Raw genomic sequence first — 22,252 nt, 5'->3', positions numbered from 1 at the left:
ACCATGGATATTGCTCAAAATAATTTGGCTTGCAGCTAGGCGGCAAGCAAGCTAATCCCTAGGAGCATACACGAGTATGTGACTAGGGTTAGCGTGTGAAGCCAACAACGCTGCGGGCCAAAGAATGAAGAGCAATTCGAGTTGCAGCTAAGCGGCAAGCAAGCTAATCCCTAAGAGCATACTGAAATATGTGACTAGGGTTGGCTTGTGAGGCCAACAACGCTGCGAGCCGAAGAATGAAGGGTAACTCAACTTTAATTACGAATATTGACATCAGTACAGACTACGACGAAACCCAAGGCACTGACGACGTCCACTACCAAACCTTTGGCAACATGGCTGCCTTCTTTGGTCGCGATATGCAAGCGCATCGCCATGACGGTTTCTTCCAGTTGCACTATTTGGTTACGGGCCATATTACTTTGCAGCTCGATGAGTCCCGCTATTCCGTTCAAGCCCCATTATTTATTCTTACGCCCCCTTCGGTTGCGCATGCATTTTTCACTCAAGAAGACACTGACGGCCACGTACTCACCGTACGACAGGATTTAATTACGCCATTACTGGGGTCGTTATACCCAGCAAATCCTGATTTAGTGGATATTCCGGCTATATGTTTATCTGTTGCTGATAAACCTGATGATATCGATACCTTTAACCATTACTGGGCATTGATGGCGCGTGAATCGGCTAATAACTATATAGGTAAAGACCAAGCCCTCGCTTCTTTAGCCCAAGCATTATTTACGTTTCTGCTGCGCTCGATTCCACTTGATGAACACCCAACAACAGGGGTTAGAGGCGAACATCGTCTATTCCAGCGGTTTAATCAGCTCATTGACTTGCATTATCATGAACACCTTGCAGTGCCTGAATATGCCAAGAAACTTGATGTCACAGAATCACGCCTTAAAGATATGTGCCGGCGGTTCGCTAACCGGCCACCGAAAAGGTTAATTTTTGACAGAATATTGCGTGAAGCTAAACGAATGTTGTTATTTTCCGATAGCCCCGTTTCTGAGATTGCCTACCAGCTCGGTTTCAAAGACCCCGCCTATTTTGCGCGTTTTTTTAACCGGTTAGTAGGATGCTCTCCTAGCCTATGGAGAGAACAAAACATTCATTAAAGAGAGGCTTAGTGATTTTATCCTTATTTTTTTAGGTAAAAATCATTAAGCTTCTCTATCTGCATATCAAACCATCTTCTCCCTTATCTCTACAAACTATTACACCTTCAAATTATTTTACATTTTAAAAACATTTTGATGTTTTATAAATTTTGTTTTAACTTTGTAAAAATGCCGATAACGCTTAACTAAAAGTGAACAAGGAGATTAAAAAAAGAACAATAGTATACTGGAATAATAGTTAACATTAATATAAAAATAAGTTAATTATTAAATGACAATCAATAGATTACGATACAACAAAAGCATTACGTTAATATCAAAACATCGAGATGATCACATTTCTTTCACAAAAAACAACTTTCAACGAAAAGTACCAGTAAACCTTTAGAATGTCTCTTTAAAACTCCCTCGTAAAGCGATTCAATTAAGAAACACAAAACAAACATAAAATTAACATATTTAGCTTGCAGCCTTTGTGCCCTATCAATGCAAGCCCTCATTGTGAGATAACGAGGTAGACATGAAACCAGAAGATTTTCGTTCCGATGCTAAACGCCCTTTTAATGGCCAAGAATATTTAAAAAGCTTACAAGATGGCCGCGAAATCTATATTTATGGCGAGCGCGTAAAAGACGTCACCACTCACCCTGCTTTTCGTAATTCAGCCGCTTCTATAGGACAATTATATGATGCGCTTCATGATAAAACGACTCATGACCAACTTTGCTGGAACACCGACACAGGCAACGGTGGATACACTCACAAATTCTTCCGCTTCGCTAAAAGTGCCGATGAACTGCGCCAACAACGTGACGCTATCGCAGATTGGTCACGCCAGAGCTACGGATGGATGGGACGCACTCCAGACTATAAGGCGGCATTCGCCAGCTGTTTAGGTGCTAACCCAGAATACTATGGTCAATTTGCAGACAACGCGCGTCACTGGTATAAACGCATTCAAGAGAGCGGCCTTTACTTTAACCATGCGATTGTTAACCCGCCAATCGACCGCCATAAGCCAGCTGATGAAGTCAAAGATGTTTATATCAAACTCGAAAAAGAAACGGATGCGGGTATTATCGTCAGTGGTGCAAAAGTCGTTGCGACCAACTCCGCATTAACACACTATAACTTTATCGGTTTTGGTTCTGCACAAGTGATGGGTGATAACCCAGATTTTGCACTGATGTTTGTTGCACCAATGGATGCCGACGGTGTGAAATTAATCTCACGTGCATCTTATGAATTAGTGGCTGGCGCAACAGGCGCACCATTTGATTACCCGCTTTCAAGCCGTTTCGATGAAAATGATGCCATCTTGGTGATGGATCATGTGTTAATTCCATGGGAAAACGTCCTGATCTACCGTGACTTTGACCGCGCTCGTAATTGGGCCGTACAAGGTGGGTTTGCGCGTTTATTCCCATTACAAGCTTGTGTCCGCTTAGCGGTTAAATTAGACTTCATTACCGGATTGTTACAAAAAAGTTTAGAATGTACAGGTGTTATTGATTTCCGTGGTGTACAAGCCGATCTCGGTGAAGTGGTCGCATGGCGTAATCTGTTCTGGTCATTAACCGATGCAATGACCTCTGAAGCGCAAGCATGGGAAGGCGGTGCTTATCTACCAGATACTCAAGCCATCCAAACTTACCGTGTTATGGCACCAATGGCTTACACCAAAATCAAGAATATCATTGAAAGTAACGTGACAAGTGGCCTGATTTACCTACCATCAAGCGTTCGTGATATGAATAATCCAGAAATTGATAAGTATTTAGCTAAATATGTTCGCGGCTCTAATGGTATGGATCACGTTGAACGTATTAAGATCCTTAAACTCATGTGGGATGCAATCGGTAGTGAATTTGGTGGCCGCCACGAACTGTATGAAATTAACTACGCAGGAAGCCAAGATGAAATTCGTCTGCAATGTCTGCGTCATGCATACGGTTCTGGCAATATGAAAGCCATGACAGATATGGTTGATCGCTGTTTATCAGACTACGATCAACACGGATGGAAACGTCCACACCTGCATAACAACAATGATATTAATCAGTTAGATTCGCTGCTGAAATAATCGGCAGCAGGAGGTCAAAATGTCTTTAGAAAATGAACATCGCCTGCGTTTCAGAGATGCGATGGCAAGTCTTGGTGCAGCAGTCAATATCGTCACCACGGATGGGACTGAGGGTCGCTGTGGAATTACAGCCACCGCAGTCTGTTCAGTTACAGATACGCCACCCACTTTGATGGTCTGTGTTAACCGCAATAGCGCTATGAATGCGGTATTTCAAAAGAATGGCCGCCTGTGCGTGAACGTGCTGAGTCATGACCAAGAAGAGTTAGCGTGCCATTTTGCTGGAATGAAAGGTTCCACGATGGAAGAACGTTTTAGCTGGAATGTGTGGGATAACGGTATTTTACAGCAACCTTTACTAAAAAATGCCCTTGCCAACCTTGAAGGCGAAATCACTCAAGTGCAGGACATGGGTACGCACTCTGTCTATATGGTTGAAATGAAACAAATCATTGTCCGTGATGAAGGGCATGGCTTAGTCTATTTCAAACGTAGATTCCACCCTATTATGCACCAAATCCTTGAGCCAACCGCTTAATGACTCACAGATATCGATTAAATAGCCTCGACTTTAAGAGGCTATTTTTTATCCATACTTTTTCTTAGATAAAACCACATCTTAATACTTCGTTTAACATTAAAATTTTTTAATACTGACAGATTAATGTTTCCTTTCTTCTTATTTTCTAAGTAACTAGCTAGTTTTGAACGATTATAGAAATAACATCAAAAAACCGAATTTTAAACATAACAAGTGTAAACAAAAACACAACCAATTGATTTAAAACAAATTTTAATTTAACTCGAATTATGCTTAATTGACATATTATAAATAACAGGTATACACTAAAATAATACAAATATTTTAACGATAAATAAAAAATTTTAAAATGAACTATTTGATTAATGATCATATTACTTATGATAGTCATCAGGGGCTGTTATATACCGACGATATTAATAACGCCTTAAAACTAACAACAACTTTAAACCGTTTGTTGCTAGTCTTAGTGCAAAATAATCATGACATCGTTGACCGAGAAACAATATTACGTAGGGTTTGGGAGGAACATAACCAAGTCGTCTCTGATAATAACCTTAATAGCAGTGTATCTGTACTACGTCGTCACCTGTCTTCTTTTTCTGATGGTGAAATTATTACAACTATTCCTAAAGTTGGGATTAAATTTTCTGCTGACCTGAAAATTGAAAATGGGCGTGAGGAAATAAAGGATAATAATGACAAAGAATTGCTCACTACTGGGGTTGAACTAGGCTCTTCATCAAAGGTACCTGAAGGAGCTTCCCCCCAAGTAAGCGAAAATAAAAAAAATTACATGCTGAATAACCGGTATGTTGAAATTTCACTTATAGCTATCATTATTTTTTGCTTATTATACCTATTTAAAAGTTATTTCTTTGCAAGCCGAACAGAATATCCTGAAGTTGGTCGTATTGATCAATGCAGTATCCGCTACATTAATAGTTACCATAAACCCGATACAACAACCATCAGCTTTGCGACAATTCAAAATGAACTCACGAAATTAAACCTTGATTGTAAAAAGCCAGCAACTGTTTTTTATTATAATGTTGGTATCGTCGCGAATGATAAAAATTTATATGACAATTTCCTATTTTTGTCCTATTGCCCAACGGTACCGAAAGAGAGCGCAACTGTGAGCTGTGAGAATTTTTATGTCAAATAAACGCTCCGCAAGAATACTTTATTTATTTATCATATCAGCAATACTGGTTTCCATTACTGTTTACGCATACCATATAATTAATACCCCTATCATTCCTAACTGCCGCGCAACCGTTAAAATAAATATTTCAGATAATAAATCAGATTTAAAAGGTTTTTATCTATTAAGTGTCATTCCTAACAAAAACAAGCCTGACCAACATACTTTTGTAATGAATGGTACTATTAATGATGATGGTAAGAGCTATACTATCTCACGAAAATTTTTAATGAAAACAGAAGCATTAGACGACCATTTTTTTTTACGCGTTGAAAAAGAGTTTATTGACCCAAATGACCAAGGTAAAGATAGACCCAATATCCGAGGTATTCCAAAAGTTGACCAACTTTATTTTTTAAAAATAAAAAGATTAAACGATAAAAATTATATTTTTGAAGAAAACTTCTCTCCACTTTTTATTTGTACACTATAACAGAGCAAAATAATTGATAAAAATGCATCAAATATTGATGATTTGATGCATTTTTTTATTTTCCAAACACTCTCCACCTTAAAACACCTTAAACCCACAAATATCAAAACATTTCAATCACAATAAAATTAGCATAAAAATATTAATTTACATTAAAAAAATACTAAAACAAGCATATAAAATCTAATTTTGTTAATTTTTAAGAGTTTAGTTCCAATTTATCCGCGATAGGGATAAGCTTTTCTTCGTCGAAATGACCCATGCTAAGAACAACCGTAAGGATACGTTAAGCGTTTTTTTGATTAGGAAATCGAACAATCCATTAATGGATATTTAACTTCAATCCTATAACTGTGCCTCTATTGGCACACTAGGGATCTTACTTAAATTTAAGGACGTACAATATGAATTTGAATAAACTTTCTATTGCTGTATTACTGTCAACTTCTGCATTCTCTACTTCTATTCTGGCAAGTGGTAATAGCGGTGAATTACATTTCAGCGGTCAGGTAGTTAATTCCCCATGTAATATCGAGTCAGAAAGTACTAAACAAGAAGTACCATTTGGTCAGCTTTCTCGTGCTTCTTTAGAAGCAGGTAACTTTGCTGAAAAAAATATCGCTATCAAATTAAAAGAATGTAACTTTGATGAGTTTAGCAAAGATGTTGATGGTAAATGGGTTGCTGTTAAAGATATTAAAATTACCTTTGGTGGTAAAAACTACGCTGGTGCAAATAAAGAGTTCTTAGGCGTTTCTGGCTCAGCTTCAAATATTGGTATTCAAATTAAAGATTTCAAATTTGATGAAGCTAAATCTATCCTCAGCCAAATTCGTAACCGCCAAGGCGAGAACGTTCTAGAGTTCACTGCATTAGCAAAACGTATTGATGCAGCGACACCAGTAACAGAAGGTGACTTTAATTCTATCGCTGATTTTAAAATTACTTACGAGTAATTTTTTATGGGAGGGGAAATCCCTCCCAATAAAAGGCTCATCATGAATAAAAAATATCTTTTATCGTTAATATTACTTACTAATTATAATGTGGTGTCAGCAGAATATATTATCGATGGTGGTATCCGTGGGGCAACGGTTATGCAAGGTTATATTGTTTCCGCTCCGTGTTCTATCGAAACGAACAGTCAATATCAATACATTGATTATGATTCAATTTCAACTCATAGCATCGAATATAGTGAAATAAAAAAAGAGAGTAGAAAATCATTTACTATTAGATTAAACAATTGCATCAGTGAATATGACCAAGAAAATCGCAAAGGCATAAAAATACAGTTTTATGCACCACAAGATACTTATGCTGATGCAATAAAATTATCTGGACCAAAACCAGGGGTATTACTTTATATTTATGATGTAAATCATAATTTATTATCGCCAAATAAATCATATTCCATTTCAAATAGTTCTATTTATTTTGACAGTAAAACAAAGACTAGCTATTTAAAATATGAAACCGAAATAAACACATTCAATAAAGAAATAGAACCTGGGGATTATTTTGTAACGATTGAATTCAATATCAGTTACGACTAATAACATACTCATAATAATTTAATGATAAAAACACCATGGCTAAATTTAATATTTTCCACAATCTAATTATTGTTTCTTGCTTATCTAGTTTTTCTACGGTGGCATACTCCGTCGAGTTTAATACCGATATGTTAGATACCGAAGACACTAAGAATATTGATTTTAGCCAATTTTCTCAGTCAGGTTTTATTATGCCTGGCACTTACCACTTAACACTAAAAGTTAACAATGAGCGATTAGGTAATGCCCAAGATATTACCGTTGGCTCTCCAATATCAGCAGAAAATACATTATTTGATGTTATTTGCCTTCCCTCTGATATCCTCGAAAAATTAGGGTTGAAAAAAGAGGCTTTGAGCTTAGTTAAATATCGAGATAACAATCAATGTATTAACCTATCGCCTTTAGAAGGAACAACGCTAAATACGGATTTATCCACTCTAACACTGTCCCTTTTCATACCACAAAGCTATTTAGAATATTCCGACCCAAGTTGGGTTCCACCAACACGCTGGGAAGACGGGGTAAATGGTTTTTTACTTGATTACACCTTGACAGGGGCATTAACACGTCGAAATAGTGGTACCAAAGAATCTTATATATCGGCAAATGGAACAACTGGCCTAAATTTTGGTTCATAGCGCCTTCGTGCTGACTACCAAGCAAATTACCGTAAATCCTCAGGTAACTACAGCACACAATATAGTGATGCCGTTTTTAGCCGTATATTTGCCTATCGCTCATTAACCAATATTGCATCTCTTTTGACTATTGGAGAAAATTATTTTTACTCATCAATTTTTGACTCTTGGCAATATATCGGTTTATCACTAGAAACTGATGAAAATATGATGCCACCAAAATTGACCGGATATGCACCTGAAATTATTGGTATCGCCAAAACTAACGCAACGGTAATAGTCAAAAGCCGTGATCGAATCGTATTAGAAACTACCGTTCCTGCTGGACCATTTCAGATTCAAACTTTAGACAGCTCTATCCGTGGGACACTTGATGTCACTGTACGCGAAGAAAATGGCGAAGAGCAAAGATTTAGTATTACGACAGCAGCGCTGCCATATCTAACACGCCCTGGGCAAATTCGTTATAAGTCTGCTGTGGGTAAGCCACGCTATGACGGCCGCAGTTTAGAAGGCGACCTAACGACATCAGGCGAGCTTTCTTATGGCTTAAATAACATTTGGTCCGTCTACGGTGGGTCAATTTTATCAAAAAATTACCAAGCACTTTCCGCTGGTTTTGGTCGTGATTTATTCACCTTTGGAAGTTTGTCATTCGATGTAACGCAGTCTCACGCAAAATTGCCAGAGAAGACCTTAACAGGGCGTAGTTATCGCTTAAGTTACTCGAAATCATTTGATGAAGCGAGAACCGACATTACATTTGCAGGTTACCGCTTTTCCGATAAAACATATCGTTCATTACAGCAAACCTTAGATGAACGCCGTAGTGGTGTTGAAACTCAAGCTCAAAAAGAAAGCTATCAAGTTAATATTAATAAATATTTTGATGCCTTTTCTTTAGGTGGAAACTACCAATACAACACCTATTGGAATAGCCAAACGGAGGAACAATATGGCGCTTATTTAAATACCGCCTTAAATTTGCCATCACTCGGCTTAAAAAACATCAACCTAACCACATCGATAACACGCTCTCAACGTGCTGGATATCGTGATGACGCCATTAATTTATATGTTTCTATCCCGCTAACTATTGGTAGTAGCTTAAGTTTCTCGGAAGGCTATTCCAGAAACCAAAGCGGAAAACGCTCTTCAAGCCACAACGTAGGCTACAGCAACTATAGCGACCAACGGAGCTACAACCTAAATGTGGGCTATCAAGCGGGACAGATGCAAGACTCTCAAACCAGCTTTAGTGGGTATTTAACTCAGAACCTACCATCTGCATCAATATCAGCCAATGCGAGTTATGTACCAAGCCAATATCACAGCGTTGGCGGGTCGATTAATGGAGGGATTACCTTAATAAAACAAGGTATTGCCATGCACCAAGCGGCTTATGGAGGGACGCGTTTAGTTATCGAGACCCCTGGCGCTAAAAACGTACCGCTCAATGAGGGCGTTCACCAGACTAATCACTTTGGTCTTGCTGTATTGCCTAACATCAGCAGCTACCGAAAAACCACTGCATCCATTAATACCAGTAAGTTACCTGACAATATTGAAGCCCTCGATACCATGACGGATGCCACCTTGACTCGTGGGGCTATTGGTCATCGCCGACTCAATGTGATTCAAGGGGAAAAAACCTTTGCCCGTTTGAAACTGGCGGATGGTAGCTTCCCGCCATTTGGTGCCAGTGTGCGAAATAAAAATAATATTGAACTGGGCATTGTCGGCGAGCAAGGCATTGCATGGATTGTCGGGGTAATGCCAACAGAATTCCTTGATATTTACTGGGCGAACAAACTGCAGTGTCGTACTCAGCTTCCTGAGGTTATTCGCACCCAAGATATCTATCCAACTTTAACTTGTCGTTAATAAGAGAAAAAAATGAAATTGAATTTACCTTTTTTGATCCGCACTAGCACATTTATTAGCTTAATCAGCACGGCTGTGACAGCACATTCTGCAGTCACATTGGATCGCACTCGTATTATTTTTGATGGTAGCCAGCAGTCAATTAACATCACTATTCGTAATGATAATCCTGAACTTCCTTATTTAGCCCAATCATGGTTAGAGGATGATGCCGAAAAGAAACTGGAAGCGGGCCCTGTGATTGCAACACCACCAATTCAACGAATGGAACCTAAATCAAGTAGTTTGGTTCGCTTAAGTACAGCCCCAGATATAGCTAAACTACCTCAAGATAGAGAAACATTATTCTATTATAACCTGCGTGAAATCCCGCCAAAGTCAACAGAGGCTGGGGTGTTGCAAATTGCGCTGCAAAGCCGTGTAAAACTGTTTTACCGCCCAGAGTCCATTATGGCTGAAAGTAAAAAAGAATGGACAAGACAGCTCACACTAACCCCGACAGCAAGTGGTTATCAACTGAACAACCCCACGCCGTTTTACCTCACGGTTATTGGCCTTGGTAATAGCCAAAAGCAAGCTGAGCAAAGTGATTTTGAGGCAGTCATGATCCCACCAAAATCAACGCATAGCTTTAAATCAGCAAAGTTCTCGACACCTTATTTAACATATATCAATGACTATGGTGGAAAGCCTTCGCTGGCGTTTAAATGCCAAGCATCACAGTGCAGTGTGACGGAATAGCAAATAGGGAGCTTATTATGAAATTACACCACTTGGGGCTATGGATGCTTGCAATGCCAATATTTGTTGGGCAAGCCCAATCACAAACAACAGGCACCGTGTTTGTACATGCCCGTTTAGTGGCTCCACTTTGCCAGCCTAAAGTCACAGTGCAACGTGGTGTAAGCCATATTAATACACCTATTTACCAATTTAATATCAGTTTTGCACATTGCCTTAATGCAAAGCGATACAAACGATTACCATTTTCCATCACGCTAGGGCAAACCATGTTGTCGTCATCAAGGTCTTTAATAAAAGACTCGCTTATTTTATCTGTACCAGAAAATAACTCAGCGCGTCGCTTGGAGCTAAATTATGACTAAGTATTTATTATCGATTTTAGTTTTCAGTAGCTTACTGTTAGTTTCTAACTTGGGCTTCGCTAATAGCTTAGTCGTTTATTTTGAAGGAACTTTAATTCCTTTAGGCTGCCAATTGTCTGATGATGATACCAAAAAGAAAGTCTACCTTTCCGGTTTGCGTTTCTCTGAGCTTGAAAATCAAGGGCGTTCTGCTATTCAACCCTTTAAATTAGATCTCATTGATTGTTCGTCATTCGCTTTAAATAAAACCATCAAAATCACCTTTAATGCGAAAAATACTGAAACTCATAGCGGTATTACTTATTTAAAAACAACCGGTGAATCCAACGTGTTATTGGTACTAACCGATGGCAATAATGGACAACCATTGGAGTTTAATAAACTGCTAGATTTCAGCAAAATTACTGAATCAGGAAAAGGTTCGATTAATACATTGTCATTCGGTGTATATGCACAAAAACCATTTAATCAACCACTAAAAACTGGCAGCTTTTCCACATTAATCACTTTTAATGTGGATTACCAATAAGGAGAATAAAAGTGAGCATAATGCGAATATTAGTATTGTTCTCATTTTGGGTTTCAACAACTATGCAGGCCGATATTCTAATTAGCTTAGAAGCTACGTTAGTTCGCCCTGCCTGTGTTATCACCAATGAAAATGGGGATAAAGAACTTTATATAAATTTTCCCAATGTGGCTATTGAGCGTTTAACCGAAGAGAAAGCCACTTTTGGTATATTGATTAAACAATGTGATTTAAGAAAAAATTTGCAGATATACCTGTCACCCAAAGAAGGTTCTACTCTGAATATCAATAATGAAACTGTACTGTCTACGACGACAAAAGGCCTAGGTATTCGAATTTCAGAAGAAAATAAAAGTAGTGCAATTGATCTTCTTAAATGGCAACAAATCTACCCCAAAATTGTTGGTGACACTGCTCGTATCACATTGCAGTCACAGTTAGCAACAGACCAAAATCCACAAAGTCTTGAAGCTGGTCCATTTAGTGCTGCTCTATCCGTAATGATTGATTATCTTTAATATTAGGTAACTATAATGAAAAAAATAATTCATTTTTTATTAATGGCCGGTTTATTGCCATTATTTCTATTTAGCCAATTATCCTATGGGCTGACACGTTATGCCCCTAGCGGGGGGACTTATACTATGAATTTAGTATCAGTTAACGCTCAATTATCTTATACGCCAATAATAGGTAGCGATGGGGATAAATATTATTCAATTGCTCCAGCAAACAGAGAAGGGATAGAAATTAATCAGCATACATCTCAACCATCAGGTCTCGTTTATTGTATGGTTAACTATCTATCTGGATATTATCATCCAGGATTACTTCCTAATGAAGCTTATCATCGAGTTTTTGCTTATAAACCTGATGCAGGTATTACAATAAAAGGGCTCAATGCATATAAGATCAACTCAAATACTTATTTTACCTTATATTCCAATAATAAAATCACTCAAGGATGGCAAAGAATTTTTGCTCCCGGATGTTCTAATGCTGAATTAGGTCCATTAGATGCCTCTCATTTTGTTATTCACTTCCCCTTTGAGGTACGTATCTACGTAAAAAACATCCCTGTAGATGGAAAAATTGTTATTCCTAAGTCTATGCTTGCAGGTTATACCCGTATATTTAGCGATTCAGGAGCACCAAATATCAATGTACCATCAGATAAAGCCAGTATAATACTAGACTTAACCTCATCAGTAGTGAGTTACCCCTCAAATTGTAGCTCTAATATCAGTAATTTAAATATCAATCATCAGACACTGAATGCTTATGAATTTAATAGCTTAGAAACACGCACTGTAAGCTATAAATGTTACCTAGATAGATCAGTAAGAGTGAAATTTGCTTTAGACTACGTCACTGATAGTGATCCACAGAAACGAGTTCCTTTAAAGTCTGGCAAAAATACCATTTACTCTGACCTCACCTTATATGATGCAGACACCAATCAACGTGGAAAAACTTTTGAGACAACAATTGATAAAGTAAAAAATATTCAAGTGGAAAGTCATATTTCTGGTTTTGATATGACCCCTGGTAAATATACGGGGAACGCTTGGATTATTGCGACATTTTTATAGTTCACTCAAAAAAACAAACCAATATGATTACGTTTTCTCGTGCTATATTTCTTGCTATATTTATTGTTTGGCATCTTGCTAGTCTAATTTATATAGACAGCCTTGGAAGCCTGAGACAATCATTACCGCAAAATATTATTAGCTGGTTATCCATTACATTAATCATCTCTATTACTGCGTTTACTGTTTTCTGTCGCCGTATTAAAATCGTCATCACATTACCGGCTATTTGTTATTGCTTATCGCTGGCAATTTTAATGATAGAATTAATATCTTATCAAAATGAAAGTAATAGTATTGATTTTTGGTATTGGTCAGGCTGTACTATTGGTGTTTTATTATATATAGCAGGGCTGCAGGTAAGAAAAAAATGGTATATACAGTCATTTTGTATCTACTGCTATATTATGATTAGTGTGATTCAAGTATTTCTTACTGCGTATCAATATATATTTGAAGCAGATATCTTTTATCTTGCCTCCGGTATGCGGTCAAATGGGCTATCACAACAAGTCAATATATTATCCATCAATATGGCCACTGCATGCTTGTTATCTTTAATGACACTAGTTTTGTCTCAGTTTTCGTTATCATCTGAACAATATGAAAATGTCAGAGCCATTTTACTTGGAGTCTGTATTCTACTGTTTACACTAGTTTTAGTGGTGTTGCAGTCAATCATCGCTTGGCTCTGTTTAACAGTTTGTGCATTTGTTTTTATTTGCCTTTTTTATAATAAAAACCCACTGAGAGTAAGTGCTAGCTACTTTATTATTGCTGTAGCTATATTTATTGGTATCTATCTCATCAAGCTCGGTCCACAGTATATTGGCACTGATATTATCAATCAGTTTCATTTAAAACAGATGTTACGTTTTTCTATTACTTTATTTTTAGAAAAGCCTTATGATGCATGGGAACAGTCATTCTTATTTGAAAAAGCTATGAAAGAACGGCAATTCCATTTTTTAGCCCTAAAATGTATATAGTCCCCCGCCCTCACAATGAAATATTTCTATGGATTATGAGTAGTGGATATATTAACTTAATTTTCATGTCTCTATTATTAACAGGAGCTATCTATGTTATTTTTCAATCTGTAATAAAATACAAAACAAATGGAAATGGCTATCCACTCGCAATTATACTATCAATCACCCCTATTATTATTCATGCTAATGTAGAGTACCCTTTTTTACTCTCCGTATTGCATTGGGGAATAGTGATATTATTTTTATCTTTCTCTGATGCAGCTTTTGCATTAGAGCACCAAACATTAATTTACATTAATAAACAGCTATCATCTATTTCTAGCTTAATTATCTTCATTCTTGGATTAGGTATTTTTAGCATTGGATTATTTTTATTCAACGGGGAAAAATCTTTCTATTCAAAAGAAAACTCCATTCGTGAAGACTTAATGATACATACATCTAGCTTCATCATTCTAGAAAGTACAAAACTATAGTTAAAAAATATAAACATTATTAGCACTAAATTCGTGCATATATCAGGAAAAAATAATGAGAATATATCAAACTGAAATTTCAAACACCTATATAGGACTACAACTTCGTAAACGCCGCTTACAAATGGGCTGGACCGCACATACTTTAGGCAAAAAATCAGGCCTAAGCCAACAGCAAATTTCCCGTTATGAACGCGGTACGCAGAATTTTACCATTCATCGACTATGTATATTTGCTAATGTACTGCAGTGTGACCTAGATTATTTTCTTGAACAAAATATCTATGAGAACCTTTCTCTTGTCGATATAAATCTTTAAGCACTGTTTAAACAGTAAAATCTGATTTTGTTATAAAATAAGATCAGATTTTCTTTATTCTAACCTCAATTTCATTCTTTTCTGATTGCATAAGCTGCATGGCTTTTATACATTTAACTCAAATCACTTATCTCGGGTTAAAACGCATCAATATGACTATCACACTTATCGTTGTATTTATTTTACTATTATTGGCCGTAGGCTGGGGGATCTCTATTTATAACCGCCTGATCAACGCTCGTAATCAAGTCAGCAATCAATTTGCCAATATTGATGTTATTTTAAAACAACGTGCAGACCAAATCCCGCAACTTGTTACCATCACAGAAAAAGCGATGGAACATGAAAAAACATTATTTACTTCATTAAGTGATGCACGCCAACGCTACTTTAATGCCCAAAATATGCATGAAAAAATTGCGGCATCAAATGAAATGAACCGTGCACTCAGCAGTCTTGTTGCCATTGCAGAAAACTACCCGACTCTCATTTCTGGTGAGCAATTTACGCAGTTACAAATTGCCTTAAGTGAGGTTGAAAATAAAATCGCGCAGCGACGTGAAGGCTTTAACGATGCAACAACAGAATACAATACCGCAATACAAATGTTTCCAGATAGCCTGATTGCGAATGCCTTTCGTTTTACAGCACTGCCATTACTTGATATTTCTGAAGATGAAAAAAAATATCACGGCGTCCAGTTTAAATAATGTCAGCGTAAAGGTATCAATGCGTGAATATGTATTTTTTACTTGGTGCAGCCATTGGCGCTTTAATTTTATTTATTGATAACAAGTTCTCGGTAAATAAAAAAGTAAACTGGGGAATTATTCCTTTTATTAGTATTGCTTGCGGTATGTGGTACTCACTCTCTCCTTCTACCCGTGATTATGTCAGTATCATTTATTATGTCGTTGTACTCGTTATCACCTTTTTTATTACCCGTAGCGTTGTCAAATCTAGCAAAGTTGCCTATCAACGTTATCAACGCTTACAAAATGAAGGCTCATCAAAGTTTAGTGCATTTCTGAAAGTCCTTGTGGGAATGCTACTAGCAACTTGCCTATTTGCAGGGTTCTTTATTGACATGCGGGTATTTTTTATCGCATTTGTCTTAGCCTTCGTATTTAAAGCCATTGAAAATACACCAACCAAGCGCTTCTTAAAATTTCAGAAAAACTTAGCCACTTCAAAGATACGTTCAATGGCGATGGGGCTTGTGGAAATTGAAGGAAAAATTACTGCCGGGACAGTTATAAAAAGCCAGCTAGGCAATAAATCCTGCTATGGCTCCTTTTATTTTGAGTATTCCATATCAAAAGATAAAGATGGTAAAAAGAGTTATACCTTACAAAATAGCAAATACAACATGCACAGCTTTACCCTAACGGATGATACGGGCTCTGTTAAAGTAGAATGTGACCCTGATTATTTTGTTTACCCTGGCTTAGAACCGCATATGGATATTGAAAGCGGTAATCGCCGTTACAAAGAATATTTACTTGAACCAAACAGCAGCTATTTATTAATTGGCACTGCAGATGCCAATGAAAAAGGGGAGCCCGTTATTATACGTAAAGCACCTCATATGTTATTAGGCGTCTCACCTTCTAGCTATGTCGTCCGTTGGAACAAAACGGGTCCATTGCGTCGAAATTTAGCTATTACCGCCATGATTGCACTTTTTCTGATTGGTGTGATTTTGGTTACCCCGATGGATTACAAAAATGGGCAGCTCAATATGCATTTCGACCAAATTGCATTATTTGGTGATAACTAACATGGAAAAGCTTATTTTTTTCATCATTATCGCTGTTATTGGCTATGTTTTTATACGCTATCTTATTAATATTTATAATAATATTGTATTCTTGAAAAATAATTGCCATAAGGCATTCGCGAATATTGATGTGTTATTAAAGAAGCAAGTTGAATTAGTTCCTGTATTAACCCAAGTTGCAGATAAAGCGATGGCACATGAAAAGCAGCTATTTAGTGAATTAATAGCAAGCCGCCAGCGCTATTTATCAAGCACCGCGATTGAAACCAAAGTCGATACCGCAAACCAGTATCCATCAAAAATAAAACCACTGATTGCTATTGCTGAAAAATATCCAACACTAATCAGTAAAGCGGTGTTAATGGAATTACAAACTCAAGTAAAACATATTGAAGACCAAATTGCAGACCGACGTGAGTTTTTCAACCAAACCGTCACACTCTACAATACGGATATTCATGTTTTCCCCAATCTTATTTTTGCCCGGTTATTTGGTTTTAAAAATATCCCCCTGCTATTTAGCCAACAGGAGCGTTCATCATGGTAAGTATCCCTTTCTCTTGGTTTGGTTTCACGGATTGGCTCATTGAACAAGAGGCAGGGCTTATCATTATGTTTGCGACATTTGGTACGCTACTGTTAACTTTTGTCGTGCTTACCATCCTCAATATATTCGGGTTTAAAAAGTACTCGCTCTATATTGCTGGCGCGTTATTGTGCTCCATTTTCATAAGCATGATGGTCATGATCCCACTGCTACTACTTTTCAGTATTGAAAACTCAATTAAGTTGCAACTTGTTTGGGTAGTGATTGTTGCCAGTTGCTTAATTTCATTTTTAAGCAACCGACATTATTTAGATATCTACTTCAATTCCATTAAAAAGAAAGCGGATAAAGAAGTCAAAAAACAAAATAAGAAACGTAAAAAATAGCACTTACTCTATTTATATTAAACTTGCTCTGCTTCTAATCTTTGCACATAACGGTAATGTGAAAATGTCACTAGCAACGCTATAAAAGCAATTAATACTCCTAATATAAACCCACCTGAATAGCCTACCGCTGCCGTTAAACCAACAAGCATCATTGAACTGACTAACTCCCCAATGTCCCGTGTGCTTTGTACCGCGGTCATGTCAGTACCCGCTTGCTGATAACCTGATGCAAATTGCATCCCTGCTGTCATTATCGCGACCGAGGTGATCCCCGCAGATAATGAACCAAATGTAATACACAGTGCAACTAAGCTCATTGACACGCCACTGAAAGATTGTAGCAACCACAATAGTGAAGAGAGTAAAGCAAATAACAGACCAAATGAGAAAGCGCGCCACACACCGATTTTACCGATTAACCACGCCCCACCGCCACAACCTAATACTAATGTGACCATTCCACCAGCCATGCCCATTTTACCAATTTGCGCTAATGACCAACCTGCATCATTTAAGAATAATTTGGCTAAACCAAAACCGGAAACAGCTGTCACCGCAGAAAGCAAAGTTAATAACAGTAAACGCGGGGCACCACGGCGTTTAACCGTTTTTAATAGACTCGCTTTCTCGTTCATTTCCTGTGTGATTGATGGTGTTTTTAATGGACAGAGACTAATAAACACTAAACTGAGTAACGGCACACAAGCTAAAACCCCCAAGGCAAGGTGCTGGCCTAAACTTTCACTCATGATCATCAACCCTGCGCCACCAACAAAAAAGCCCGCCATCACCCCGGCTATCTGTACCGCATTAATTTTTGATAACATTGTGCCACTGACCTGCTCCGCAGCCATACCATCTGTTGCAATATCTTGGGTGGCACTGGCAAGTGAAGCGACAAACAACAAAACAATGCAGGGTAAAGCATTCACAACTGACAGCCCGATGGTACTTAACGCAAACATCGTTACCGTCACAATGATTTGCATTGGAATAATCCAGCTTTTACGACGGCCTAAATGTTTCCCCCAATGGTTATCAACAAACGAAGCCCATAAAAACTTTACCACCCACGGCAAGCCGACTAATGGCAAAAAAGCCAATGCTTTCAGTTCCCCACCATCATGGCGTAAAAAAGTAGGCAACGCATCCATTGCGATCCCCATCGGTATCCCTTGTGCAAGATAAAGTAGCCCCAACGTCACTACTAACTGTTTATTCTGTAATAGATCTTTCATACCCACTCCGTGCACGTTTTGCTGTGCATGACAATTTTCGACAACCGAATAAAATAAGTAACAGCCCTATTCCGCCACATAGCAAAACAAGATTGATACGAGAAAAAGGTAACGAGCCAAACAAATAAGAGGCGATAAATGCGAATAGCAACAAAATGGCAGAGAGAAAAAGGGATACCATCAAGCTAAACTGGGCATTTTTACAGAGTAAACTCGCGATACATGCTATTCCCCAAACCATAAAAAAGTGTATTGGCAGCAAAGCAGTGAACCATGGCATTACGGCTAGCAGCACACATGCGGACAACAGCAACCCACCGCAACAGCCCACGATAAACCTTGCGGCTAGGCTATGCATTCTTTTCCAACACCACATGGCGAGGCCAACAGAAACCAATATCAGCCCACTCAACCCTGCGATAAAATGCAGGTAACTCAATGTATTACTTACTTTAGGCAGCCATTGATATTGCCCATAATGCAAGGGTTGGATGGCAATAAAAGCACGTGTCCAAAAGCCTTGCTGTGCAGAATCTCGCACTGCAACTAACTGGCGTTTTTTACTATCAAATTGATATTGTTCGAAATTAGAAGTGGATAACTGCCCATCACGCACTCCGCCAATCACCCACGTATCACCTTGTTTGAACAAGGTTTGAGGTATAAAGCTAGGGACCGTTTGCTGTAATGCGCTGACTGCCGCAGTAATCGAGCTTTCAGCCACAGAAACGGGTGTTTTTAGTGGCTCAAACTCCCCCATCAAGGTTTTCATGATAATGTGTGGATTATCCGGTGCCGCCCTTTCCCCAAGGGAGACGGTTCCGAGCGCACCTAACCCCGATAATGCGCCGGTAAACGCAAATAAAACCAGCCACGGATAACACCATAAGCCAAGCCAGCTATGTAAATCGTGAAGCAATGCTTTTAAGTGTGTGGTGCGTGGCAAGTGCAACATTGTGGCTATTCTGCGACGTTGTATCACTAGCCCTGTGATTAATAAGACAACTAATGCAAAACCAAATAAACTGATAAAAATACGTCCAGGAAAACCCACAAATAAGTTTTTATGTAATGTCACTAGCCACATTGTCGGGCTATCTAATACAACCAATTCACCGTTAATCGCGCTATAGCTGAGTTCGCATTTCCCCATGCTTTGGCAAAAAGTGATCACTGGGTTGTGCTGTTCTGGCAATTGGATCATGGTTGCATTTGGTTGCAACGCAAGGAGCTGTTCGAGTGGTAATAACTTACCTGAAAGTGGCACATTGTTACCCCACAACCTCAATGCATCACTGCCTAAGCTCCAGCACCCGGTGAAAAAGATCACAAACAGAAAAACACCAAATAGCGCCCCCGCACTGCGATGTAATTGGTCTAAACGACGGGTGAGGGAAAGAGGCTGTTTATGCTTCATATCCACCCACCTATCATTAAAAATAGCGGCAATGGCCACCAACTATAGCTGCGTACTAATATTTGCCGCCAATTTGATGCACTGAGGTTATAAACCAATAACCCCATTGAGGTGATAACACTCAGAAATATCGCACCATATAAGCGTTCGAGCGGATCTGTTGATGGATAAAAACGTGCTATCAACATCGATAGCACGATCCCACTGAACAAGGTGCCAATAACTGCTAGGCAACTCACTAATTTCATTAGAAATCAGCCTTCAATGTAAACATCACATTACTTGGGTCACCATAGCGGTTATTCCATTGAGGAGAGAACAACCCTGAGTAATAACGACGGTCAAATAAGTTATTCACGTTAACCGCTGCCGTCCATGTTTCATCGATTTGATAACCTAAACGAGCATTGAAAATGGCATAACCGCCTTGGCGTAAAGTCACATTGCCGTTACTTGTACTGTATGCACTCTGGGCTTGCATGCCACCGCCCAAACTCCATTTGCGCTCATCCCAAGGTAAGTCATAGTTAGACCAGACACGCAGCATATGTCGCGGAGTTAAGGTGTTGTAAGACTCACCTTCGCGCTGGCTGTCATCACGGTATTTCGTATCCGTATAGGTATAACCCACAGAGACATCCCAAAATGGGGTTAGATAACCAATGCCTTCAAGTTCAAAGCCTTGGCTACGGACTTTACCACCACTAATGAAATAGTTATTAAAGCCCCCCGTTGGGTGCGCAGGGTCAATTTGTGGATTATTTTTGATATCGATTTGGTAAATAGCACCGGATAAGTTTAATCCGCCATTGAATAGCGCACCTTTGACACCCGTTTCAAGAGTTTGCCCTTCAACAGGCTTGAGCATTTTCCCGCTCCACGTTTTTCCTGTTTGCGGCTGATAGACCGTTGAATAGCTGCTATACCATGACCATTGGGGGGTAAAATCCCAAATTACGCCACCATAGGGGGTAAGACGGCCATTTTCCGTGAAGTTTGCTGTTGGCGTTTTGACATCCCACCAGCTATCGCGTACACCTGCAATAACCGTGACAGGTTCGATCACTTTGATGCGCCCCATCCCATATAAGCCTTTTTGCGTTGTTTTGGTTGGCCCAGCAGAACTATAAGCGCCAATACTCGGTTTTGGCACGCTGTGAGGGTTCCAACGATACACATTCACAGGCACATTTAAGGCGGGGTCTAAATCTGCGCTATATTGTTTTTCACTGGCATGTGAGTAACTTGCACCGACAACCACATCATGGGTTAACCCCCACGCGTCCACTTTGCCGTTTAAACTGGTATCTATACTGGTTTGTTCGTTACGAAATTTATAGGCGCCCCCCATCAGCATCGCACCATCACCCGTAACTGGGTCGATATTTCCCCATGCGCCTGCATACAGTAATCGAGCATTCACATGTTGATATTCTGCGTTAAGCTTATATTGCCAATCATCGTTGATTTTATGTTCAATACCCGCAAATGAGCGGGATGTATCCCACTTGAAGCGATCCCAACCCACATCTAAATAGGTTTTACGCGGTAGATGTAAATCACTGCCATCTTTACCAAAAGGCACCCCTGCCATATTGGTGACAGAATCAATGGTTTGGAATTGCGCGCCCATACGCAGCAAGGTGTCAGGGGTAATATCGATATCGACCGTACCGAACATCAAACGGGTTTGTTGATCAGAAACATCATAAAAATAATCTTTATCTTCCCACGCCATAACAAATCGCCCACGAACAGAGCCAGATCCATTCAGTAGCCCGCCAACATCCACTTCGCCGCGATAACGATCCCAACTTCCCGCACTTAAACTCAACTTGGCCATGTTTTCTTTTGGTGCATGTTTTCGCACCATATTGACAGTTGCCGCTGGGTTTCCCATACCATGCAATAGTCCGTTCGAGCCCCGCAGAATTTCGACCCGCTCGTATACCGCCATATCTTGAGGTGAGCTCGCCATATTCCCTAGTAACGCGGGCACGCCATCAATTTCAAATGAGTCAATCTGGAAACCACGGACATAATAAGCGGTTGTTAACTTCACATAAGGCGCGCTGGTTACCCCTGTTGCACGTTGCATTACATCATCAAGGGTTTGTAGGTTTTGTTTTTCAATTTGCTCTCTATCAATCACGCTAACAGATTGCGCCACTTCTCGCGGCTTAAGGGCAATTTTCCCAAGCGTTGTTACACCGGGTGCAACATAGTCATCATCAACCTCTGAGGATGCTGTCACTTGTATAACATCCTGTTTCGGTTGTACTAACTCTGGGTTTGCTTGTACAGACCAACTCACTGTTGCACACAAAAGGGCACAAGGTGTTAAGCGGAATATTCCGCGTGACTTAATGTTATAAACGGACAGCATTTCCCA

The 22,252-nt window shown here is 39.1% G+C and carries 23 protein-coding genes and 1 pseudogene; 20 read left to right on the top strand and 4 right to left on the bottom strand.

What is annotated here, in order from left to right; genetic code table 11:
* Positions 1 to 236: 236 nt before the first annotated feature.
* The 20 genes and pseudogenes from hpaA (at position 237) to G6Q48_RS12515 (ending at position 17,202) form a co-directional block, all read left to right on the top strand.
* Positions 237 to 1,127 (top strand): 4-hydroxyphenylacetate catabolism regulatory protein HpaA, encoded by an 891-nt coding sequence (gene hpaA / locus G6Q48_RS12605; RefSeq protein ID WP_102139502.1) that lies wholly within the window; start codon positions 237 to 239, stop codon positions 1,125 to 1,127.
* Between the two features lie 523 nt (positions 1,128 to 1,650).
* Positions 1,651 to 3,213, top strand: a complete 1,563-nt coding sequence (gene hpaB / locus G6Q48_RS12600) for a 4-hydroxyphenylacetate 3-monooxygenase, oxygenase component (RefSeq protein WP_004905326.1) — start codon at positions 1,651 to 1,653, stop codon at positions 3,211 to 3,213.
* Positions 3,214 to 3,232: 19 nt separating this feature from the next.
* Positions 3,233 to 3,751, top strand: coding sequence for a 4-hydroxyphenylacetate 3-monooxygenase, reductase component (hpaC, locus tag G6Q48_RS12595; protein WP_102139503.1), 519 nt, complete (start codon positions 3,233 to 3,235; stop codon positions 3,749 to 3,751).
* A gap of 352 nt (positions 3,752 to 4,103) precedes the next feature.
* Positions 4,104 to 4,922, top strand: a complete 819-nt coding sequence (locus G6Q48_RS12590; RefSeq protein ID WP_102139504.1) for a winged helix-turn-helix domain-containing protein — start codon at positions 4,104 to 4,106, stop codon at positions 4,920 to 4,922.
* Positions 4,912 to 5,394 (top strand): hypothetical protein, encoded by a 483-nt coding sequence (locus G6Q48_RS12585; RefSeq protein WP_166266780.1) that lies wholly within the window; start codon positions 4,912 to 4,914, stop codon positions 5,392 to 5,394. The genes G6Q48_RS12590 and G6Q48_RS12585 overlap by 11 nt, the downstream gene beginning before the upstream one ends.
* A 404-nt stretch (positions 5,395 to 5,798) precedes the next feature.
* Positions 5,799 to 6,350 (top strand): fimbrial protein, encoded by a 552-nt coding sequence (locus tag G6Q48_RS12580; protein ID WP_166266778.1) that lies wholly within the window; start codon positions 5,799 to 5,801, stop codon positions 6,348 to 6,350.
* A 42-nt stretch (positions 6,351 to 6,392) separates the two neighbouring features.
* Positions 6,393 to 6,950, top strand: coding sequence for a fimbrial protein (locus tag G6Q48_RS12575; RefSeq protein ID WP_242685810.1), 558 nt, complete (start codon positions 6,393 to 6,395; stop codon positions 6,948 to 6,950).
* Positions 6,951 to 6,985: 35 nt separating this feature from the next.
* Positions 6,986 to 9,475 (top strand): annotated as a pseudogene (locus G6Q48_RS23205) (fimbria/pilus outer membrane usher protein).
* A 12-nt stretch (positions 9,476 to 9,487) separates the two neighbouring features.
* Entirely contained in the window at positions 9,488 to 10,216 is a 729-nt protein-coding gene (locus G6Q48_RS12565; protein WP_166266774.1) for a fimbrial biogenesis chaperone, read from the top strand.
* A gap of 17 nt (positions 10,217 to 10,233) precedes the next feature.
* The gene (locus tag G6Q48_RS12560) at positions 10,234 to 10,581 is read left to right on the top strand and encodes a hypothetical protein (RefSeq protein ID WP_166266772.1); all 348 of its coding nucleotides are present in this window, start codon (positions 10,234 to 10,236) and stop codon (positions 10,579 to 10,581) included.
* Positions 10,574 to 11,110: a fimbrial protein gene (locus tag G6Q48_RS12555; protein ID WP_166266770.1), complete on the top strand. Its 537-nt coding sequence runs from the start codon at positions 10,574 to 10,576 to the stop codon at positions 11,108 to 11,110. The genes G6Q48_RS12560 and G6Q48_RS12555 overlap by 8 nt, the downstream gene beginning before the upstream one ends.
* A 20-nt stretch (positions 11,111 to 11,130) precedes the next feature.
* Entirely contained in the window at positions 11,131 to 11,628 is a 498-nt protein-coding gene (locus tag G6Q48_RS12550) for a fimbrial protein (protein WP_166266802.1), read from the top strand.
* Positions 11,629 to 11,643: 15 nt separating this feature from the next.
* Positions 11,644 to 12,702, top strand: coding sequence for an adhesin (locus G6Q48_RS12545; RefSeq protein ID WP_242685808.1), 1,059 nt, complete (start codon positions 11,644 to 11,646; stop codon positions 12,700 to 12,702).
* On the top strand, positions 12,678 to 13,691 hold the full coding sequence (locus tag G6Q48_RS22235; protein ID WP_242685807.1) for a hypothetical protein: 1,014 nt from the start codon (positions 12,678 to 12,680) through the stop codon (positions 13,689 to 13,691). The genes G6Q48_RS12545 and G6Q48_RS22235 overlap by 25 nt, the downstream gene beginning before the upstream one ends.
* 65 nt (positions 13,692 to 13,756) lie before the next feature.
* Positions 13,757 to 14,170 carry a hypothetical protein gene (locus G6Q48_RS22230; RefSeq protein WP_242685806.1) on the top strand — a complete coding sequence of 138 codons (414 nt, stop codon included), beginning with the start codon at positions 13,757 to 13,759 and terminating at the stop codon, positions 14,168 to 14,170.
* A 55-nt stretch (positions 14,171 to 14,225) separates the two neighbouring features.
* The gene (locus G6Q48_RS12535) at positions 14,226 to 14,489 is read left to right on the top strand and encodes a helix-turn-helix domain-containing protein (RefSeq protein WP_102139513.1); all 264 of its coding nucleotides are present in this window, start codon (positions 14,226 to 14,228) and stop codon (positions 14,487 to 14,489) included.
* 98 nt (positions 14,490 to 14,587) lie between these two features.
* A complete protein-coding gene (locus G6Q48_RS12530) occupies positions 14,588 to 15,199 on the top strand; it encodes a LemA family protein (protein ID WP_241098790.1) in 612 nt (203 codons plus the stop codon).
* Between the two features lie 29 nt (positions 15,200 to 15,228).
* Complete coding sequence (locus G6Q48_RS12525; protein ID WP_207393035.1) at positions 15,229 to 16,269, top strand: hypothetical protein; 1,041 nt, start codon at positions 15,229 to 15,231, stop codon at positions 16,267 to 16,269.
* A gap of 1 nt (position 16,270) precedes the next feature.
* Positions 16,271 to 16,816 (top strand): LemA family protein, encoded by a 546-nt coding sequence (locus G6Q48_RS12520; protein WP_166266766.1) that lies wholly within the window; start codon positions 16,271 to 16,273, stop codon positions 16,814 to 16,816.
* Positions 16,810 to 17,202, top strand: a complete 393-nt coding sequence (locus G6Q48_RS12515) for a hypothetical protein (RefSeq protein WP_166266764.1) — start codon at positions 16,810 to 16,812, stop codon at positions 17,200 to 17,202. Before G6Q48_RS12520 ends, G6Q48_RS12515 begins: the two co-directional genes overlap by 7 nt.
* Before the next feature lie 17 nt (positions 17,203 to 17,219).
* On the opposite strand, the gene G6Q48_RS12510 is transcribed toward G6Q48_RS12515, so the two are convergent.
* From G6Q48_RS12510 to G6Q48_RS12495, 4 genes are read right to left on the bottom strand one after another with little or no spacing between them, the layout of a single operon-like run.
* On the bottom strand, positions 17,220 to 18,443 hold the full coding sequence (locus G6Q48_RS12510) for a RhtX/FptX family siderophore transporter (protein WP_166266763.1): 1,224 nt from the start codon (positions 18,441 to 18,443) through the stop codon (positions 17,220 to 17,222).
* Positions 18,421 to 19,860 (bottom strand): PepSY-associated TM helix domain-containing protein, encoded by a 1,440-nt coding sequence (locus G6Q48_RS12505; protein WP_166266761.1) that lies wholly within the window; start codon positions 19,858 to 19,860, stop codon positions 18,421 to 18,423. The genes G6Q48_RS12510 and G6Q48_RS12505 overlap by 23 nt, the downstream gene beginning before the upstream one ends.
* Entirely contained in the window at positions 19,857 to 20,108 is a 252-nt protein-coding gene (locus G6Q48_RS12500) for a hypothetical protein (protein WP_102139519.1), read from the bottom strand. The genes G6Q48_RS12505 and G6Q48_RS12500 overlap by 4 nt, the downstream gene beginning before the upstream one ends.
* A complete protein-coding gene (locus G6Q48_RS12495) occupies positions 20,108 to 22,246 on the bottom strand; it encodes a TonB-dependent siderophore receptor (protein ID WP_166266759.1) in 2,139 nt (712 codons plus the stop codon). Before G6Q48_RS12495 ends, G6Q48_RS12500 begins: the two co-directional genes overlap by 1 nt.
* Between the last annotated feature and the right edge of the window lie 6 nt (positions 22,247 to 22,252).

Source organism: Providencia sp. M-27 (assembly GCF_011077905.1).
Lineage (GTDB): Bacteria > Pseudomonadota > Gammaproteobacteria > Enterobacterales > Enterobacteriaceae > Providencia > Providencia huaxiensis.
The sequence above is the reverse complement of the archived record's forward strand: the minus strand, read 5'-3'. Positions and strand labels throughout refer to the sequence as shown.

What these genes read in the sequence shown, in the direction of transcription:
- hpaA (WP_102139502.1), top strand. Translation starts at nt 237, where the DNA reads ATGAAGGGTAACTCAACTTTAATTACGAATATTGACATCAGTACAGAC.
- hpaB (WP_004905326.1), top strand. Translation starts at nt 1,651, where the DNA reads ATGAAACCAGAAGATTTTCGTTCCGATGCTAAACGCCCTTTTAATGGC.
- hpaC (WP_102139503.1), top strand. Translation starts at nt 3,233, where the DNA reads ATGTCTTTAGAAAATGAACATCGCCTGCGTTTCAGAGATGCGATGGCA.
- G6Q48_RS12590 (WP_102139504.1), top strand. Translation starts at nt 4,104, where the DNA reads ATGAACTATTTGATTAATGATCATATTACTTATGATAGTCATCAGGGG.
- G6Q48_RS12585 (WP_166266780.1), top strand. Translation starts at nt 4,912, where the DNA reads ATGTCAAATAAACGCTCCGCAAGAATACTTTATTTATTTATCATATCA.
- G6Q48_RS12580 (WP_166266778.1), top strand. Translation starts at nt 5,799, where the DNA reads ATGAATTTGAATAAACTTTCTATTGCTGTATTACTGTCAACTTCTGCA.
- G6Q48_RS12575 (WP_242685810.1), top strand. Translation starts at nt 6,393, where the DNA reads ATGAATAAAAAATATCTTTTATCGTTAATATTACTTACTAATTATAAT.
- G6Q48_RS12565 (WP_166266774.1), top strand. Translation starts at nt 9,488, where the DNA reads ATGAAATTGAATTTACCTTTTTTGATCCGCACTAGCACATTTATTAGC.
- G6Q48_RS12560 (WP_166266772.1), top strand. Translation starts at nt 10,234, where the DNA reads ATGAAATTACACCACTTGGGGCTATGGATGCTTGCAATGCCAATATTT.
- G6Q48_RS12555 (WP_166266770.1), top strand. Translation starts at nt 10,574, where the DNA reads ATGACTAAGTATTTATTATCGATTTTAGTTTTCAGTAGCTTACTGTTA.
- G6Q48_RS12550 (WP_166266802.1), top strand. Translation starts at nt 11,131, where the DNA reads ATGCGAATATTAGTATTGTTCTCATTTTGGGTTTCAACAACTATGCAG.
- G6Q48_RS12545 (WP_242685808.1), top strand. Translation starts at nt 11,644, where the DNA reads ATGAAAAAAATAATTCATTTTTTATTAATGGCCGGTTTATTGCCATTA.
- G6Q48_RS22230 (WP_242685806.1), top strand. Translation starts at nt 13,757, where the DNA reads ATGTCTCTATTATTAACAGGAGCTATCTATGTTATTTTTCAATCTGTA.
- G6Q48_RS12535 (WP_102139513.1), top strand. Translation starts at nt 14,226, where the DNA reads ATGAGAATATATCAAACTGAAATTTCAAACACCTATATAGGACTACAA.
- G6Q48_RS12530 (WP_241098790.1), top strand. Translation starts at nt 14,588, where the DNA reads ATGGCTTTTATACATTTAACTCAAATCACTTATCTCGGGTTAAAACGC.
- G6Q48_RS12525 (WP_207393035.1), top strand. Translation starts at nt 15,229, where the DNA reads ATGTATTTTTTACTTGGTGCAGCCATTGGCGCTTTAATTTTATTTATT.
- G6Q48_RS12520 (WP_166266766.1), top strand. Translation starts at nt 16,271, where the DNA reads ATGGAAAAGCTTATTTTTTTCATCATTATCGCTGTTATTGGCTATGTT.
- G6Q48_RS12515 (WP_166266764.1), top strand. Translation starts at nt 16,810, where the DNA reads ATGGTAAGTATCCCTTTCTCTTGGTTTGGTTTCACGGATTGGCTCATT.
- G6Q48_RS12510 (WP_166266763.1), bottom strand. Translation starts at nt 18,443, where the DNA reads ATGAAAGATCTATTACAGAATAAACAGTTAGTAGTGACGTTGGGGCTA.
- G6Q48_RS12505 (WP_166266761.1), bottom strand. Translation starts at nt 19,860, where the DNA reads ATGAAGCATAAACAGCCTCTTTCCCTCACCCGTCGTTTAGACCAATTA.
- G6Q48_RS12500 (WP_102139519.1), bottom strand. Translation starts at nt 20,108, where the DNA reads ATGAAATTAGTGAGTTGCCTAGCAGTTATTGGCACCTTGTTCAGTGGG.
- G6Q48_RS12495 (WP_166266759.1), bottom strand. Translation starts at nt 22,246, where the DNA reads ATGCTGTCCGTTTATAACATTAAGTCACGCGGAATATTCCGCTTAACA.